Annotated in this window: 12 protein-coding genes and 2 riboswitches; of the genes, 7 read left to right on the top strand and 5 right to left on the bottom strand. The window is 62.2% G+C overall.

The features are described 5' to 3' along the window. Positions 1-130 precede the first annotated feature (130 nt). From gcvP to gcvT, 3 genes are all read right to left on the bottom strand, one after another. On the bottom strand, positions 131-3031 hold the full coding sequence (gene gcvP, locus ACPJXG_RS16115; protein WP_425251673.1) for an aminomethyl-transferring glycine dehydrogenase: 2901 nt from the start codon (positions 3029-3031) through the stop codon (positions 131-133). Positions 3032-3149: 118 nt separating this feature from the next. Next, the gene (gene gcvH / locus ACPJXG_RS16110) at positions 3150-3530 is read right to left on the bottom strand and encodes a glycine cleavage system protein GcvH (protein ID WP_035818129.1); all 381 of its coding nucleotides are present in this window, start codon (positions 3528-3530) and stop codon (positions 3150-3152) included. 70 nt (positions 3531-3600) lie between these two features. Further along, positions 3601-4722 (bottom strand): glycine cleavage system aminomethyltransferase GcvT, encoded by a 1122-nt coding sequence (gene gcvT, locus ACPJXG_RS16105; RefSeq protein ID WP_425251672.1) that lies wholly within the window; start codon positions 4720-4722, stop codon positions 3601-3603. 74 nt (positions 4723-4796) lie between these two features. After that, a riboswitch (glycine riboswitch) is annotated at positions 4797-4902 on the bottom strand. Between the two features lie 27 nt (positions 4903-4929). Then, a riboswitch (glycine riboswitch) is annotated at positions 4930-5016 on the bottom strand. A 169-nt stretch (positions 5017-5185) separates the two neighbouring features. On the opposite strand from gcvT, the gene ACPJXG_RS16100 reads away from it, so the two are divergent. The 7 genes from ACPJXG_RS16100 to def all read left to right on the top strand — a co-directional run bounded on the left by ACPJXG_RS16100 (position 5186) and on the right by def (position 15218). After that, positions 5186-5758, top strand: a complete 573-nt coding sequence (locus tag ACPJXG_RS16100) for an ATP-dependent Clp protease proteolytic subunit (protein ID WP_035826947.1) — start codon at positions 5186-5188, stop codon at positions 5756-5758. 146 nt (positions 5759-5904) lie between these two features. Beyond that, positions 5905-6540 carry a phosphatase PAP2 family protein gene (locus tag ACPJXG_RS16095; RefSeq protein ID WP_425251671.1) on the top strand — a complete coding sequence of 212 codons (636 nt, stop codon included), beginning with the start codon at positions 5905-5907 and terminating at the stop codon, positions 6538-6540. Between the two features lie 176 nt (positions 6541-6716). Next, on the top strand, positions 6717-10244 hold the full coding sequence (smc, locus tag ACPJXG_RS16090) for a chromosome segregation protein SMC (protein WP_425251670.1): 3528 nt from the start codon (positions 6717-6719) through the stop codon (positions 10242-10244). Continuing rightward, entirely contained in the window at positions 10241-11404 is a 1164-nt protein-coding gene (locus ACPJXG_RS16085; RefSeq protein WP_425251669.1) for a cell division protein ZipA C-terminal FtsZ-binding domain-containing protein, read from the top strand. The genes smc and ACPJXG_RS16085 overlap by 4 nt, the downstream gene beginning before the upstream one ends. Positions 11405-11418: 14 nt before the next feature. Then, positions 11419-13767, top strand: coding sequence for an NAD-dependent DNA ligase LigA (ligA, locus tag ACPJXG_RS16080; protein ID WP_425251668.1), 2349 nt, complete (start codon positions 11419-11421; stop codon positions 13765-13767). Positions 13768-13791: 24 nt separating this feature from the next. Next, on the top strand, positions 13792-14685 hold the full coding sequence (gene galU / locus ACPJXG_RS16075) for a UTP--glucose-1-phosphate uridylyltransferase GalU (RefSeq protein WP_035818146.1): 894 nt from the start codon (positions 13792-13794) through the stop codon (positions 14683-14685). Next, the gene (gene def, locus ACPJXG_RS16070) at positions 14682-15218 is read left to right on the top strand and encodes a peptide deformylase (protein ID WP_034752265.1); all 537 of its coding nucleotides are present in this window, start codon (positions 14682-14684) and stop codon (positions 15216-15218) included. The genes galU and def overlap by 4 nt, the downstream gene beginning before the upstream one ends. Positions 15219-15305: 87 nt before the next feature. On the opposite strand, the gene ACPJXG_RS16065 is transcribed toward def, so the two are convergent. Next, entirely contained in the window at positions 15306-16070 is a 765-nt protein-coding gene (locus ACPJXG_RS16065) for a flagellar brake protein (protein WP_425251667.1), read from the bottom strand. Between the two features lie 152 nt (positions 16071-16222). Further along, positions 16223-16972, bottom strand: a complete 750-nt coding sequence (locus ACPJXG_RS16060) for a pseudouridine synthase (protein WP_278318715.1) — start codon at positions 16970-16972, stop codon at positions 16223-16225. Between the last annotated feature and the right edge of the window lie 35 nt (positions 16973-17007).

The following is a 17007-nucleotide window of genomic DNA, read 5'->3' as shown; positions in this document are numbered from 1 at the left end:
ATATTGTTGGCGAGGCTGGTGGTGGTGTCGGATTACGCGCTTGCGCGCTAATCCGACCTACGATGAAAAAAGGCAGGCCGCGTGGCCTGCCTTTGTCGCTGGCACGCCCGCCTAAGCGGGCGCCTGGCGCTTACTCTTCTTCGTAAGAGCTGATGGGGGCACAACCGCAGAACAGGTTGCGGTCGCCGTACACGTTGTCGGCGCGGCCGACCGGTGGCCAGTATTTGCGCTGGCGCAGCGAGGCGACCGGGTAGGCGGCGATCTCACGGCTGTACTTGCGCTCCCAGTTGTCCGACATCAACACCTGTGCCGTGTGCGGCGCGTTTTTCAATGGGTTGTCGTCGTGGTCGAATTCGCCGCTGGCGACCTTGGCGATTTCCGCGCGGATGGCGATCATGGCGTCGATGAAGCGGTCGATTTCCACTTTCGATTCGCTTTCCGTCGGCTCGATCATCAGGGTGCCCGGCACGGGGAAGCTCATGGTCGGCGCATGGAAACCGAAGTCCATCAAACGCTTGGCCACGTCTTCGTTGCTGATGCCGGTGGCGTCCGTGATCGGGCGCAGGTCCAGGATGCATTCGTGCGCGACCAGGCCGTCGTGACCCGAGTACAGCACAGGGTAGTGCGGCGCCAGGCGGCGCGCGATGTAGTTCGCCGCCAGGATCGCCGTCTCGGTCGCTGCGGTTAATCCCTCTGCGCCCATCATGGCGATGTACATCCACGAAATCGGCAGGATGCTGGCCGAGCCGAATGGCGCGGCGCTGACGGCGCCGATGCCGGCGGCGTCACGTTGGTAGCCGGAGGAACGCTGGTTCGGCAGGAATTTCGCCAGGTGGGCGCCCACGCCGATCGGGCCGACGCCTGGTCCGCCACCGCCGTGCGGGATGCAGAAGGTTTTGTGCAGGTTCAGGTGCGACACGTCGCCGCCAAACGAGCCGGGAGCGGCCACGCCGACCAGCGCGTTCATGTTGGCGCCGTCGATGTAGACCTGGCCGCCGTGCGAGTGGATGATTTCGCACAGTTCCTGGATGCCTTCTTCAAACACGCCGTGGGTGGATGGGTAGGTGACCATCACGCAAGCCAGGTTGGCGCTGTGCTTTTCCGCTTTAGCTTTCAGGTCGGCCAGGTCCACGTTGCCGTTGGCGTCGCAGCTGGTGACGACGACCTGCATGCCGACCATATTGGCCGATGCCGGGTTGGTGCCGTGCGCCGACGATGGAATCAGACAGATGTTGCGGTGGCCTTCGCCGCGCGATTCGTGATATGCCTTGATCACCAGCAGACCCGCGTACTCGCCCTGCGAGCCGGCGTTCGGCTGCAGCGAGACGGCAGCGTAGCCCGTCAGCGCGCACAGCATTTCTTCCAGCTGCGAGATCATTTCGCGGTAGCCGACCGTTTGCGCATCGGGCGCGAACGGGTGGATGTTCGAAAACTCGGGCCAGGTGACGGGAATCATTTCGCTCGTCGCGTTCAGCTTCATGGTGCACGAGCCGAGCGGGATCATGGTGCGGTCCAGCGCCAGATCCTTGTCGGCCAGGCTGCGCAGGTAGCGCAGCATTTCGTGTTCCGAGTGGTAGCTGTTGAAGACCGGGTGCGTCAGATACGCGCTTTCGCGCGCCAGATTCGCCGGCAGCGCGCTGGTCACGGCTGCTTCAACGGCGTCCAGGTCCGGGGCGGCAGGCGCGTTGACCAGGCCGTGCGCGAACACTTTCCACAGCAACGCGATATCGTCGCGCGTGGTGGTTTCATCGAGCGACACGCCGACATGGGTGTTGTCGATCTTGCGCAGGTTGACGCCGTGGTGCATGGCCGTCGCGTGCAGTTGCGCCGCATCGGCCACGTTGATGGTCAGGGTGTCGAAGTAGCTCGCGTTGACGACGCCATAACCGAGGGTCTTCAGGTTCGCCGCCAGCACGCCGGTGAACCGGTGCACGCGCTGGGCGATCTGCAGCAGGCCGGCAGGGCCGTGGTAGACGGCGTACATCGAGGCCATCACGGCCAGCAGCACTTGCGCCGTGCAGATATTCGACGTCGCTTTTTCGCGGCGGATGTGCTGCTCGCGCGTTTGCAGGGCCAAACGGTACGCCTTGTTGCCTTGCGCATCGACGGTCACGCCGACCAGGCGGCCCGACATATTGCGCTTGAATTCATCGCGCGTGGACAGATAGCCCGCGTGCGGGCCGCCGAAACCGAGCGGCACGCCGAAGCGCTGGCTGTTGCCGACGACGACGTCGGCGCCCCATTCGCCCGGAGGCGTGAGCATGGTCAGGGCCAGCAGGTCGGCAGCGACGATGACCATGGCGCCATTCGCGTGCAGTTTTTCCACGCCGGCGCGGTAGTCGCGGACTAAACCGTTCACGCCAGGGTATTGCAGCAGCACGCCGAAGCAGGCGTCCAGCGACTCGATTTCCGCCGGGTCGAAGGTGCGCACGTCGATGCCGATCGGCTGGGCGCGCGTCTGCACCACTTCCAGCGTTTGCGGCAGCACGTCATTGGCGACATACAGCACGTTCGACTTCGACTTGCCCACGCGCTGAATCAATGTCATCGCTTCGGCGGCGGCCGTGCCTTCGTCCAGCATCGAGGCGTTCGAGATGCCCATGCCGGTCAGGTCCGTGATGACTTGCTGGAAGTTCAAAATGGCTTCCAGGCGGCCTTGCGAAATCTCAGGCTGGTAAGGCGTGTACGCCGTGTACCAGGCCGGGTTTTCAAAGATGTTGCGCAGCACGACGCCGGGGGTGAACGTGTTGTAGTAGCCCTGGCCGATCAGGGATTTGAGCACCTGGTTCTTGCCGGCGATGGCTTTCAGGCGCGACAGCGCTTCCTGTTCCGGCATCGGCTGCGAGTAAGCACCCAATGGCAGGGCGCCCTTGTTGCGGATGTTGGCCGGCACCAGGGCGTCGATCAGCGCGGCGCGCGATGGATAGCCGAGGGTCGCCAGCATGGCTTGCTGTTCGGTGGCGGAAGGGCCGATGTGGCGGGCGATGAAGGCATCGCGTGCTTCGAGTTGGGTCAGGCTGGTGCGGGTCATGATATAGAGGCCAAAAAAGACTGAAAAACCGGGATGCGGCGCGCGGGCGCGGCGGCGGGGCATAGCTACAAAATTAAATGCAAACGGGCCGCAAACGCGGCCCGTGAGTCAAACGCGATTACGCGCTGGTGGTGGCGCCATAGGCGGCAGCGTCGAGCAAGCCGTCCAGGGCCGACACGTCGGCTGGCTTGATCTTGAACAGCCAGTTGGCGTAGGCGTCGGCGTTGATCGACTCTGGCGAGTTGACCACGTCGTCGTTAACGGCCACGACTTCGCCGGCGATCGGCGCGTAGATGTCGCTCGCTGCCTTGACCGATTCCACCACGGCGGCGTCGTCGCCGGCGCCGTAGGTATTGCCCACGGTTGGCAGTTCGACGAAGACGATGTCGCCCAAGGCGTCCTGCGCGTACTCGGTGATGCCGACGGTGATCGTGCCGTCGCCTTCAAGGCGTACCCATTCGTGGGAAGCGGTGTACTTCAGGTCTGCAGGAATGTTCATGTGTGGCTCCAGATGGTAAGTGTTCGTTATTGATTATGTTTGTTCGGTCTTGCGGGCGGCTCTAAAACGCTTACGCAGCCAGGATTTTACCGTTACGCACGAAAGGCAGCTTGACGACGGAAGCGGCCAGCTGCTTGCCGCGGATTTCCACGTGCACGCTGTCGCCTACCGCTACGCCGTTGGGCACGCGCGCCAGGGCAATCGCTTCCTGCATGGTCGGGCTGAAGGTGCCGCTGGTGATTTCGCCCGTGGCGTCGCTGCCGGCGATGATGACTTTCTGGTGGGCGCGCAGCACGCCGCCTTTTTCGCGCAGGATCAGTCCCACGAATTGCGCGTTCTGGCCCTTGGCCAGCAGGGCGGCCTTGCCGATGAAGTCGCGCTCGCTGACCAGGTCGATGGTCCACGCCAGGCCCGCGTCGAGCGGGTTGACGCTTTCGTCCATGTCCTGGCCGTACAGATTCATGCCCGCTTCCAGGCGCAGGGTGTCGCGCGCCCCCAGGCCGGCCGGCTTGACGCCAGCCGCTGCCAGGGCGTTCCACAGCGCTTCCACCTGGGTGGCGGCCACGCCGATTTCAAAGCCGTCTTCGCCCGTGTATCCGGTGCGCGCCAGCATCACTTCGCCGAAAGCCGTGCCCTTGACGATGACGACGTTGAACGGTTTGATGGCTTCGGAGGCGGCTTGCGTTTCCGGCAGCACTTGCCATACCTTGGCGCGCGCGTTCGGGCCTTGCACTGCCACCAGGGCCATCGGATCGTTGGCGTTGCGGCGTTCGGTGATCGTCAGGCCGCTGCTGGTGGCGGTGTTTTGCTGCTGCATCCAGGCCACGTCTTTTTCAGCCGTGCCCGCGTTGACGACGAGGCGGAACCAGTTTTCGTTGAAGAAGTAGACGATCAGGTCATCGATGACGGTGCCTTCGGCATTCAACATGCACGAGTACAGCGCCTTGCCCGACACTTGCAGCTTGTCAACGTTGTTGGCCAGCAAGCCGCGCAGGAAGGCGCGCACGTTCGGGCCTTCGATATCGACCACGCACATATGGGACACGTCGAACATGCCGGCATCGCCGCGCACGGCGTTGTGTTCTTCGATTTGCGAGCCGTAGTTGACGGGCATGTCCCAGCCGCCGAAATCGACCATGCGGGCGCCGAGGGCACGGTGGGCGTTGTTGAGTGGGGTCGCTTTGAGCGTCATGGATTCCTCGGGACGAAGGTAATAGGGGAGTTAACAAAACATAGAATAGCCAAACACGGCTTTCCAGCGTGATCACTGACCCCCCTGTCCTTTGTACCTGAGAGATTACGGGGGCTTGCCCCGTGCGCCCCTTCGGTGGGCCGCCGGCAATAGCCGCGGCCGCTCTCCAGAGTTGAGCTAAAGATGTCGCCAAAGCAACAGCTTCAGTCCGCCTGATCGGTCCTTTTGCCTGAGAGTTTTTGGGTAGTGCCCCTTCGGCGGCAACGCTGGGTTGCCCTCTCCCGATCAAGTGGGAGGAATATATGCCAGCAGGGTGTTTCTGTCAATCTGAAAAGACGTTGCCAAATTGCAGCAAAAGCCCCGGTTTGCGGGGCTGGCAGGGGCGCTGGCCCGTTGCAAAAGGGCGCCCGGCCGCGCGGGAATGCGTTATGATGAAATTCTGGCTTTCTTGCGGGTGCCTGCCATGAACACTACACAAAGCGAGACGCAAAACAACACCGAGCAGCACGGTTACTTTACTCTCTCGGGCGACGTCAACAGCGATATGGTGCGGCGCGTCTTCAACGCCGTGGCCGACATCACGGAAGACAAGCTCACCACCGCGCACATTTTGATACAGTCCAACGGCGGCTATGTCAGCGATGGCATCTGCCTGTACAACTTTCTCAGCAAGTTGCCGCTCGACATCGTCACCTATAACGCGGGCGCCGTGGCCTCCATCGCAGTCACCCTGTTCCTGGCGGGGCGGCGCCGCCATGCCAGCGACACGGCCCGCTTCATGGTGCACAAGTCGCATGCGACAGCTTCGCCCGGTTCGCGCCCCGATGCGCTCAGCATCATCGTCGAAGGTTTGCGTGCCGACGACATGCGCACCGAGCGCATCCTGCGCGGCCACGTCAACCTGACGGAAGAGCAGTGGCAGGTGCACGCGTATTCCGACCTGCATTTGACGGCCGACCAGGCGCTGGAAGTGGGCATGATCGAATCGATCCGCGACTTTGCGCCGCCCAAGGGCAGGCGCCTGACGAATATCTGACGCCCATCAGGCTGGCCAGGCGGATGGTGTTGGCGTGGGAATTTTGTAATCGAATGTAATTCTTCGCTGCAGCACAGCAAAAGCCGCGCGGAACAGGGCAGAGTCGTGGCATAGTGCAAGCTGATCATGAAATAAGCGCGTGCACGATGACTTGGTGGAATGGGATTTCTTTTGCGGCCGACATGTCCGTGATGGGGCCGGCTGGCGTGGCGATCGCCCTGTGGCTGCTCGTCTCGCGCCAATGGCGTCTGGTGCTCAGCTGGAGCCTGTGGTACGGCGGCGGCCTGGCCCTCGTGGTGCTGTCCAAGCTGGCCTTCATGAGCTGGGGCGTGGGCAGCAGCGCCCTCGATTTTACGGGTTTCAGCGGCCACGCCATGCGCGCCGGCGCCGTGTTTCCCGTGCTGATGTACGTGTTGCTGCAGCGGGCCGAACCGCGCTGGCGCCATGCCGGCGTGCTCGTCGGCGTGGCCTTTGCCGTGCTGGTGGCCATTTCGCGCGTGGTCGTGCATGCGCACAGCGTGTCGGAAGCCGTCAGCGGCTGCGTACTGGGCCTGGCGCTGGCGCTGGGCTTCATGTGGAATGCCCGGGGCGCCGTCCATTTCGCCGTCAGCCATGCGCTGGCACTGGCCAGCCTGGTGCTGATGGTGGTGCTCAGCTTCAAGGCCGAACCCATGCCGACCGAGCAATGGCTGCAAAAACTCGCCCTGGTGCTGTCCGGCCATGAGCGCGTTTTTTCCCGTGAAGACTGGAAACTGGCGCAGGATGGCCGCCCAGCCCCTTAAGATGGTGCCGGCTGGTACTTGACGCTGCTGTTTTTGGCCAGAAAAGTATCAGGAAATGGTATGATGAACCACTTTTTTGCGGTGAGTGGCCAGGCCTCCACCGTGCACCTGAACTGAGTATGAACCGGGTTCACCCATAATATAACCGCCAGCATAGGCCAGGAACTCTAAAACACGTGCGTCTCTCTTCCATCAAGTTGTCGGGATTTAAGTCTTTCGTCGATCCCACCAATTTCCAGGTGCCAGGCCAGCTCGTGGGCGTGGTCGGGCCGAATGGCTGCGGCAAGTCGAACATCATCGACGCCGTGCGCTGGGTGCTGGGCGAATCGAAAGCATCTGAATTGCGCGGCGAATCGATGCAGGACGTCATTTTCAATGGCTCCACGCACCGCAAGCCGGCCGGGCGCGCTTCCGTGGAACTGGTGTTCGACAATAACGATGGCAAGGCGTCCGGCCAATGGGGCCAGTACGCCGAGATTGCCGTCAAGCGCACCCTGACGCGCGACGGCACCTCCACCTATTACATTAATGGCCAGCCCGTGCGCCGGCGCGACATCCAGGATATTTTCCTCGGCACCGGCCTCGGCCCGCGCGCCTACGCCATCATCGGCCAGGGCATGATTTCGCGCATCATCGAATCGCGCCCGGAAGAATTGCGCGTCTTCCTCGAAGAAGCGGCCGGTGTCTCCAAATATAAGGAACGCCGCCGCGAGACGGAAAACCGCCTGCAGGACACGCGCGAGAATTTGCTGCGCGTGGAAGACATCTTGCGCGAACTTAACGCCAACCTGGAAAAGCTGGAAGCGCAGGCGGCCGTGGCCACGCGTTTCCACGCCTTGCAGGCGGACCAGGAAGAAAAGCAGAAACTCTTGTGGCTGCTGCGCAAGAACGAGGCGCAAAACGAGCAGACGCGCTATTTCCGCGAAGTGGAGCAGGCGCAGACGGACCTGGAAGAACAGACGGCCAAGCTGCGCAATGTGGAACTGACCCTGGAGCAGATGCGCCAGGCGCACTTTGCCGTGGGCGACCGTTTGCATACGGCGCAGGGTCACCTGTACCAGACAAATGCGGAAATCGGCAGCCTGGAAGCGCAGATCAAGTTCGTCATCGAATCGCGCGCCCGCCTGCAGGCACAGCTGGCGACCCTGACGGCCCAGCGCGACCAGTGGACGCAACAGGGCGGCGAATACCAGGAACAGATCGAAGAGGCGGAATTCCACCTCGAAGAGCTGGCCGCGAAGGTGGAGCAATCGCAAATGATGGCCGAGCAGAAGGGCGAGCAATTGCCCGAGCTCGATGCCGCCTGGCGCGCCGCGCAAAACAAGAGCACGGAATCGCGCGCCCGCATCATGCAGGCCCAGCAGCAGCTGGAACTGGAATCGGCGCATCAGCGCAACGCCTCGAACATCCTGGCCAGCCTGTTGACGCGCCGCGAGCGCCTGCAGCAGGAAAAGAACAGCCTGAGTTTGCCCGACAGCAGCCACCTGGAAAACCTGAAACTGCAGCTGGAAGAAAAGCAGCAGACGCTGGAAGAGCAGGGTTTTTACCTGGAAGAAGCGCTGGAGCAGCAACCGAAGCTGGAGCAGGAACGGGCCGAAGCACAGGCGCAAGTCAATGCCGAAACGGCTGCCAACGCCCAGCTGGAAGCGCGTCTTTCCGCTTTGAAACAATTGCAGGAACGGGTGCAAACCCAGGGCAAGGTCCAGCCGTGGCTGAAAAAGCACGAGCTCGACACCTTGCCGCGCCTGTGGCAAAAGCTGCAGATCGAAGCGGGCTGGGAAGCGGCCATGGAATCGATCTTGCGCGAACGCACGTCGGCCTTGCAACTGTCGAATATCGACTGGGCCAAGGCCTTCTTTGCCGACGCGCCACCGGCCAAGCTGGCCCTGTATGCGCCGTCCACCGTGGCGCCGCTGCCGCAGCCGGAAGTGCCGGGCCTCAAGCCTTTCCTGAACTTATTGAAACTCAATGATCCGGGCTTGCGCGGCTTGCTGCAGGATTGGCTGCACAACGCCTACGCCGTGGAAGACGCGGCCGAAGCGCTGGCCGAACGCAGCAAATTGCCGCCGGGCGGCTATTTCGTCACGCGCGCGGGCCACGTGGTCACGGCCACCAGCGTGCGCTTCTATGCGGCCGATTCGGAGCAGGAAGGCATGCTGGGCCGCCAGCAGGAAATCGACAACATCGGCAAACAGTTGCGCGCCCAGCAATTGCTGGCCGAAGAGGCGCGCGCCCGTTCCGTGCGGGCCGACGCGGCTGTGGCTACCCTGACGCGCAACCTGTCCGACTTGCGCTTGCGCATACAGCAGCTCACTTCCTCCGTGCATACTCTGCAACTGGACGTGGTGAAACTGTCGGAAGTGGAAGCGCGTTTTAATCAGCGCAGCACGCAGATCGGGGCGGACCTGGCGGAAATCGCCGCGCAGGAAGCGGAGCAGATGCAGACCAAGCTGGAATCGGAAGAAAAATTCGAACAGCTGGACATGGAGCTGGGCAACTTGCAGGAAGCGCACGAAGACGGCCATACGGACTTCCTGCAGAAGGAACAGCGTCTGGCCGAAGCGCGCGAAGCCTTGCGCGACCTGGAACGAAACGCCAAAGATACGGAATACGCGGAAAAAGCCCACCGCGCGAAGATCGAGGAATTGCGCCGCAACATCGCCACGGCCAGTACGCAGGCCCAGCAAGTGACGGCCAGCCTGCAGGCGGGCGAACTCGAGCTGGCCAACCTGGAAAGCGGCGCGGCCGCCGATGGCTTGCAGGACCTGTTAGAACGCCGCACGACGCAGGAGCGGGCGCTGGCCGACGCGCGCCACGAACTGGACCAGATTACGCAGCAGCTGCGCCTGTCCGAAGATGCGCGTACGCAATCGGAACGCAGTCTGCAGCCGCAGCGCGACAAGATCATGGAAATGCAGCTCAAGGAACAGGCCGCGCGCCTGAACCAGGAGCAATTCGCCCAGCAATTGCTGGAGTCGGGCGCCGACGAGGCTGCGTTGACGGAAAAGTTGCACCCGGACATGCGTCCATCGTATCTGCAGGGCGAAGTCACGCGTTTGACGAACGCCATCACGGGCCTGGGCGCCGTCAACCTGGCCGCGCTGGACGAGTTGGCACAGGCGTCCGAGCGCAAGAATTTCCTCGACGCCCAGAATGCCGACCTGACGGAAGCGATCAATACCCTGGAAGACGCGATCCACAAGATCGACAAGGAAACGCGCGACTTGCTGCAAGACACGTTCGACAAGGTCAACCATCACTTTTCCGAACTGTTCCCGATTCTGTTCGGCGGCGGCCAGGCGAAACTGACCATGACGGGCGACGAGATTCTCGATTCCGGTGTACAAGTCATGGCGCAGCCTCCCGGCAAGAAAAATGCCACCATCCACCTGTTGTCCGGTGGAGAGAAGGCGCTGACCGCGACCGCATTGGTGTTTTCCATGTTCCGCCTGAATCCGGCGCCGTTCTGCCTGCTCGACGAAGTCGATGCACCGCTGGACGATTCGAACACGGAACGCTTCTGCCGCATGGTCAAGCGCATGTCCGACCAGACCCAATTCCTTTTCATTTCGCATAACAAGATTGCGATGGAAATGGCCCATCAATTGATCGGTGTGACGATGCAGGAGCAAGGCGTATCGCGCATCGTGGCGGTGGACATGGAGTCCGCCGCAAATTTTGCAACCGAGGCACAAGCAGCATGACAGACCTTCAAATTACCTTGTTCGGCGCCGGCGGCGTCTTTATCGTCGGCGTTTTCTCGTACAACAAATGGCAGGAATACAAGGCCAAGAAAAGCGTGGAACGGGCTTTTTCCACCGACCACGACGACGTGCTGATGCGCGAGGGCGACGCCCCCGCGGTCGAAGCCCAGGAACCCGTGCTGCGCCAGGAGCCGCGCTTCGATGCTGCGCCCGCCGCCAAGGCCGAACCGTCGTTTGGCGCGCCGCCAGCGGCCCCGGTGTCCGACGCCCCCGTGCATGCGGAACCGTCGCTGGCCGATGCCGATCCTGTCGCTGCCACCCCTGCCGCGCCGGCGCAGCAGGAAGTCAGCGCCGCCAGCGAACAGGCGACCAGCCTGGTCGACCCGCTCATCGATTGCCTGCTGCCGTTGTCGCTGGAAGCGCCCGTGCGCGGCGACAAGATCCTGCCCGTGCTGCAAACCCTGCGCCTGGTGGGCAACAAGCCCGTCCACTTCATCGGCTTGCACGTGAATGGCGATTGGGAACCGATCACGCATGGCGGTGTCTACACCAAGATGCAGGGCGGCGTGCAGCTGGCCAGCCGCAGCACGGCCTTGAATGAACTCGAATACTCGGAACTGGTCACGCGCCTGCGCGGCGTGGCTGACGAGATCGGCGCCGAGCCGGAAGTGCCCGACATGATGGAAGTGATGGCCGAAGCGCGCAATCTGCACCGTTTCGTGGCCGGCCACGACGCCCAGCTGGGCGTGAACCTGCACACGAATGGCGCCCCATGGGCCATTTCCACCTTGCTGTTCGCGCTGGAAAAGCAGGGCTTCGACGTGCGTCCGGACGGCCGTTTCGTCATGCCGGACGGCGATGGTGGCTATCTGTTCTCGCTGTCGACGAATGTGACGCTGGCCGAGGAAACCACGCCGCGCCTGACCCTGCTGCTGGACGTGCCTTGCGTGGCGCCTGCGCGTGACGGTTTTGGCGCCATGGTCGCTTGCGCCAAGGCACTGGTGGGCCGCCTCGACGCGACCATCGTCGACGATTACAACCAGGCCCTGTCCGATGCGGCGCTGGCCGAGATCGCCGGCCAGGTGCAAGAGTTTTACCAGGAAATGGACGCGGCCGACATTCCGGCCGGCTCCACCCGCGCCCTGCGTTTATTTAGCTGAAGAATCCCGCAACAATGACTGATCCGATCAACCAGGACGCCGCCCAGCGCGTCCTGGCACTCACGGCCGAACTCAATCGGCATCTGCACGCCTACCACGTGCTCGACAATCCCACCATTCCCGACGCCGAGTACGACAAGCTGTTCGTCGAACTGCAGGTGCTGGAAGCGACCCATCCCGACTTGCGCACGCCCGATTCGCCCACCTTGCGCGTGGGGGCGGCACCGTTGCCGCAATTCGAGCAAGTCACGCACACGGTGCCGATGTTGTCGCTGAATAATGGTTTCTCCGACGACGATATCGTCAATTTCGACCGCCGCGTACGTGAAGGCCTGGGCTTCGACGCGCAGGACGTCGCGTATGCGGCCGAAGTGAAATTCGACGGCCTGGCCATCAACCTGCGCTATGAAAACGGCCTGTTCGTGCAGGCGGCCACGCGCGGCGACGGCGCCACGGGCGAGGACGTGACGGCCAATATCCGCACCATTTCCGGCATCCCTTTGCGCCTGCATGGCGACAAGATTCCCGCACTGCTCGACGTGCGCGGCGAAGTGATGATGTTCAAGGGCGATTTTGCCCGCCTGAACGAACGCCAGCGCGAGGCGGGGCAGAAGGAATTCGCCAATCCGCGCAATGCGGCCGCCGGCAGCCTGCGCCAGCTCGATTCGCGCATCACGGCGCAGCGCAAGCTGCGTTTCTATGCCTACGGCATCGGCGCCCTCGATGGCGCCGCCATGCCGGTGTCGCATTCGGCCTTGCTGGACTGGTACGAAACCCTGGGCATTCCCGTGTCAAAAGAGCGCAAGGTGGTGCAGGGCGCGCAGGGCTTGCTTGCCTACTACGCCGATATCGGCGCGCGCCGTCCCGCCTTGCCGTACGAAATCGACGGCGTCGTCTACAAGGTGAATGCGACGGAAGACCAGCAGGAGCTGGGCTTTGTGTCGCGCGCGCCGCGCTTTGCGCTGGCGCACAAATTCCCCGCCGAAGAGGCGCTGACGCAAGTGCTGGGCATCGATATCCAGGTGGGCCGCACGGGCGCCATGACGCCCGTGGCGCGCCTGGCGCCCGTATCAGTCGGCGGCGTGACGGTGACCAACGCCACCTTGCACAATGAAGGAGAGGTTCAGCGCAAGGATATTCGGATTGGCGACACGGTCATCGTGCGCCGCGCAGGCGATGTCATACCTGAGGTGCTGGCGATGGTGCCCGACAAGCGTCCAGAAGGAACTGTTGCCTTCGTGATGCGTGATACTTGCCCGATTTGCGGCTCGCACGTAGTGCGCGAAGAGGGCGAGGCGATTGCCCGTTGCTCGGGTGGCCTGTTCTGCTCGGCGCAGCGCAAGGAAGCGTTCCGCCATTTCGCGGGACGGCGCATGATGGATATCGAAGGCCTGGGGGAACGTTATATCGATACCCTGGTCGAACTGGAATACGTGCATGGCCTCGCTGACCTGTACAGCCTGACCCTCGATAAATTGTTGGAAATGAAAGTGCGCGCCGATGAGCGCGATGGTTCGACGCCAGAGACAGTGCAACAGGGCAAGATTCCTACCAAGTGGGCGGAAAACTTGCTGGCTGGCATCGAGGCGAGCAAGCGCCCGCCGCTTGAGCGTTTCCTGTTCGCGCTGGGCATCCGCCACGTGGGCGAATCGACGGCCAAGACCCTGGCCGAGTGGCTGGGCAGTCTGGCGTATGTGCGCAAAGCGCCGGCGGCTTTGCTGCGCGTGCTGCCCGACATCGGCGGCACCGTGGCGGAATCGATCGCCGACTTCTTTGCCGAGGAAAAGAATCAGCAGGCGCTGCAGGCTTTGCTCGATGCCGGTGTTACGCCGCAAGGCGAACATGCGCCCAGCGCCAAGTTGCGTACGCAACTCGAGGAAACCAAATTGCTGGCAGCCATCGGCATCCCGAAGCTGACGGAGCCGCGCAGCAAGCAGCTGGTGGAGAGGGGCGTGACCCTGGCCAGCCTGGCCGCGCAAGGCGCCAGCTTCCACGCTGGCTTGCCCGCCGCTGTGGCCGAAGCGCTGGCGCAATGGCTGGCCGATGAGAGCAATGTCAAGCTGCTGGTTCAACTGGACGCCCTGCGCAATGAATTAATGTCACAATTACCTGAAATGCCAGCCGCTGGCGGCAAGCTGGACGGCAAGACTTTCGTCCTGACGGGCACCTTGCCCAATATGAGCCGCGACGAGGCCGCGGAGCTGATCGAGGCGGCTGGTGGCAAGGTCAGCGGTTCTGTATCGAAGAAGACAGGCTATGTCGTGGCCGGTTCTGACGCTGGCAGCAAGCTGGCCAAGGCGCAGGAACTGGGCGTGGCCATCCTCGACGAGGCTGGTTTGCTGGCCTTGCTCGCGCAAAACTAATCATTAAAATACTACAAAAGACCCATGAAAAAAATCAGAAAAGCAGTCTTTCCCGTCGCCGGCCTGGGCAGCCGTTTCTTGCCCGCGACCAAGGCGCAACCGAAGGAAATGTTGCCCATCGTCGACAAACCATTGATCCAGTACGCGGTGGAAGAGGCCGTGGCGGCCGGCATCACGGAAATGATCTTCATCACGGGCCGCAACAAGCGCGCCATCGAAGACCATTTCGATACGGCTTACGAACTCGAGTCGGAACTGGAAGCGGCCGGCAAGCGCCAGTTGCTCGACATGGTGCAAAACGTCATTCCCAAGCACATTAATTGCATTTACATCCGCCAGTCGGCGCCGCTGGGCCTGGGGCATGCCGTACTGTGCGCCCGTCCCGTGATTGGGGACGAGCCGTTTGCCGTCTTGCTGGCCGACGATTTCATGGATGTGGAAGAGGGCGTGCGCCCCGTGCTGGCGCAGATGACTGATGTCTTCCAGTATGAAAATTGCTCGCTGCTGGCGGTGCAGGATGTGCCGCGCGCGGAAACCAAGCAGTACGGTATTGTCTCGGCAAAGAATTATCAGCCCGACCTGGAACTGGTCTCGGCCATCGTGGAAAAGCCTGCGCCTGAAGAGGCGCCATCGACCCTGGCCGTGGTGGGCCGTTATGTGCTGACCAGCCGTATCTTTAGCCACCTGGAAAATATCGGCACGGGCGCCGGCGGCGAAATCCAGTTGACGGACGGCATTGCCGCCCTGATGCGCGAAGAGCGCGTGCTGGCTTACCGCTATCAGGGGCAGCGTTATGATTGCGGCTCCAAGCTTGGCTACTTGAAGGCAACGACGGCGATGGGCATGAAACACCCTGAAACGGGCGCGGCCTTCCGCAGCTACCTGCAAGAACTGCAATCGGCACTGGACGCAAAATGACCGTACGTGAAATCCTCAAGATGGGCGATCCGCGCCTGCTGCGCATGGCCGAGCCCGTGCGTGAATTCGATACGCCCGAACTGCATGCCCTGATCGCCGACATGTTCGACACCATGCATGCGGCCAATGGCGCGGGCCTGGCGGCGCCGCAGATCGGCGTCAACCTGCAGCTGGTGATCTACGGCTTCAAACAGAACCTGCGCTATCCTGACGCGCCGCAAGTGCCGGAAACCGTGCTGATCAACCCTGTGCTGACGCCTTTGTCGGAACGCAAGGAAGAGGGTTTTGAAGGCTGCCTGTCCGTGCCCGGCCTGCGCGGCAGCGTGCCGCGCTGGAGCGAGCTGCACTACGAAGGCGTGGACCAGTTCGGCCAGCCCATCAGCCGCGACTGCGACGGCTTCCATGCGCGCGTGGTGCAGCATGAGGTGGACCACTTGCACGGTATTTTGTATCCGATGCGTATCGTCGACTTCACGCAGTTCGGCTATACCGAAGTCATGTTCCCCGATCTCGACCCAAACGACGACGACTAGGCGCCGGATACCTGTCGACGATAAAACAATGGCCGCGCAGCAAGAGCTGGGCGGCCATTTTTTATGCCTGAGGCAAATCGGGCGAACCTAGCGCACCTTGCGGCTGCTGCCCAGGTTATCGAGCAGCATCTTTAATTCATCCTGCATGGCATCCGTCAGGTTCAGGAAGCGGCAGCCGATCTGCACTTGCTCGCCCAGCAGGAAGGAGCGGAAGGTGCGCGACAGGCGGATTTCCAGGTCGGCGATCATGACCTTGTTCGGTCCCAGTTCCAGGCGCACACGCGACAGCTTGCGCCCCACGTACAGGCCGATCGTGTCGCGCGGATGGGCGCGCATGCCGATGCCGCCGGCCGAGAAATCATACAGCTGCAATTCATACGGACGACCTTCGAGCACGAAGGCGGCCAGGTAGTACACGCCCAGCGGCGTTTCCAGGCGCGTCGATTCGCGCCGTTCCAGCACCAGGCAATGACTGGGGAAGTTGGTCAGATACACGTTCGGCCGCTCGGGATACGCTTGCCATTCGCCATTGATGGTAAATTGCAGCTTGGCGCTTTGTACCCACGATACAAATGTGGCGCCGCCTTCGGGCAGGGTCGCGCCTTCATTGAGTTCCAGCACGAATTGCGGCAAGTCGTCGTCGACGGACAAAATGCGCCCCATGATGACGTCTTCGCCGCCCGTCGGGTAGATGGAAATGGCGTCGCCGTTGTCAGCCAGGCTGCACAGGGTTTCGCCGATATCCCACGGATCGCTCATATGGTGCGGCTTGGTGCCTGGCGCCATCGGCTCGGCCACGTCAGCCAGGCTGGGCGCGCCTTTGCGCAGGGGATTGGGGATGGGATCGTTCACGACAGCGTATCTCTTTTGTTCTGATGGGGAATAGTGTATAGGTTTAAAGCAATATTTACTAAGTAAATCACAATAATTGTTTTTATATCACTATATTCCTGTTGCTTATGTGACTAGGCGCGCCGCGCGGCACGCCATCTTGACGTCGTAGCTTAAAACTGTTCGTCCGCGCTCAGATAACGCCATTGGCCCGTCGGCAAATCGCCCAGCTTGACCTTGCCGATGCGCACGCGTTTCAGTCCCAGCACTTTCAGGCCCACGGCTTCGCACATGCGGCGGATCTGGCGTTTCTTGCCTTCGCGCAGGGTAAAGCTCAGCTGGTCTTCGTTTTGCCAGCGCACCTTGGCCGGCAGCAGCGGCTTGCCGTCGAGCCACAGGCCGTGGTTGAGCTTTTTCAGTTCGCTGTCGGGCAGGGTGCCGCCCTTGGTGTAGCTCACGCGCACCAGGTATTCCTTGTCGATATCGGTATCGTGGCCGATCAGTTGCTTGGCCACGCGCCCATCCTGCGTCAGGACCAGCAAGCCGACGGAATCGATGTCCAGGCGGCCGGCCGCCACCAGGCTGCGCAGCTGGGTCGGGTGGAACTGTTCCGGGCTGCGGTCTTCCGCCCAGCGGTTTTCCGCCTTGATCAGGGCTACGGCGGGTGTGTAGCCATCTTCGGCCTGGCCGCTGACGTAACCGACGGGTTTGTTGATCAGCACGGTGACGCGCTTCGATTGCTCGGCTGCCGCCTGGCGTTCCACGGTGACTTTCTGGCTCGGGTAGACCTTGCTGCCCAGCTCGGACACCACCTTGCCGTCCACACGGACCCAGCCGCGTGCGATCCATTCATCGGCTTCACGGCGGGAGGACAGGCCCAGTTCGGACATGCGTTTGGACAAGCGTAATAATTCTTCGGTCATGTTGTTTCAGTTTCAGTAAAGTAGGCGCTGCGCGG

The sequence above is a fragment of the Janthinobacterium sp. NFX145 genome (assembly GCF_049810325.1).
Taxonomy (GTDB): Bacteria; Pseudomonadota; Gammaproteobacteria; order Burkholderiales; family Burkholderiaceae_D; genus Janthinobacterium; species Janthinobacterium rivuli.
This window is presented reverse-complemented; position numbering and strand designations above follow the sequence as displayed.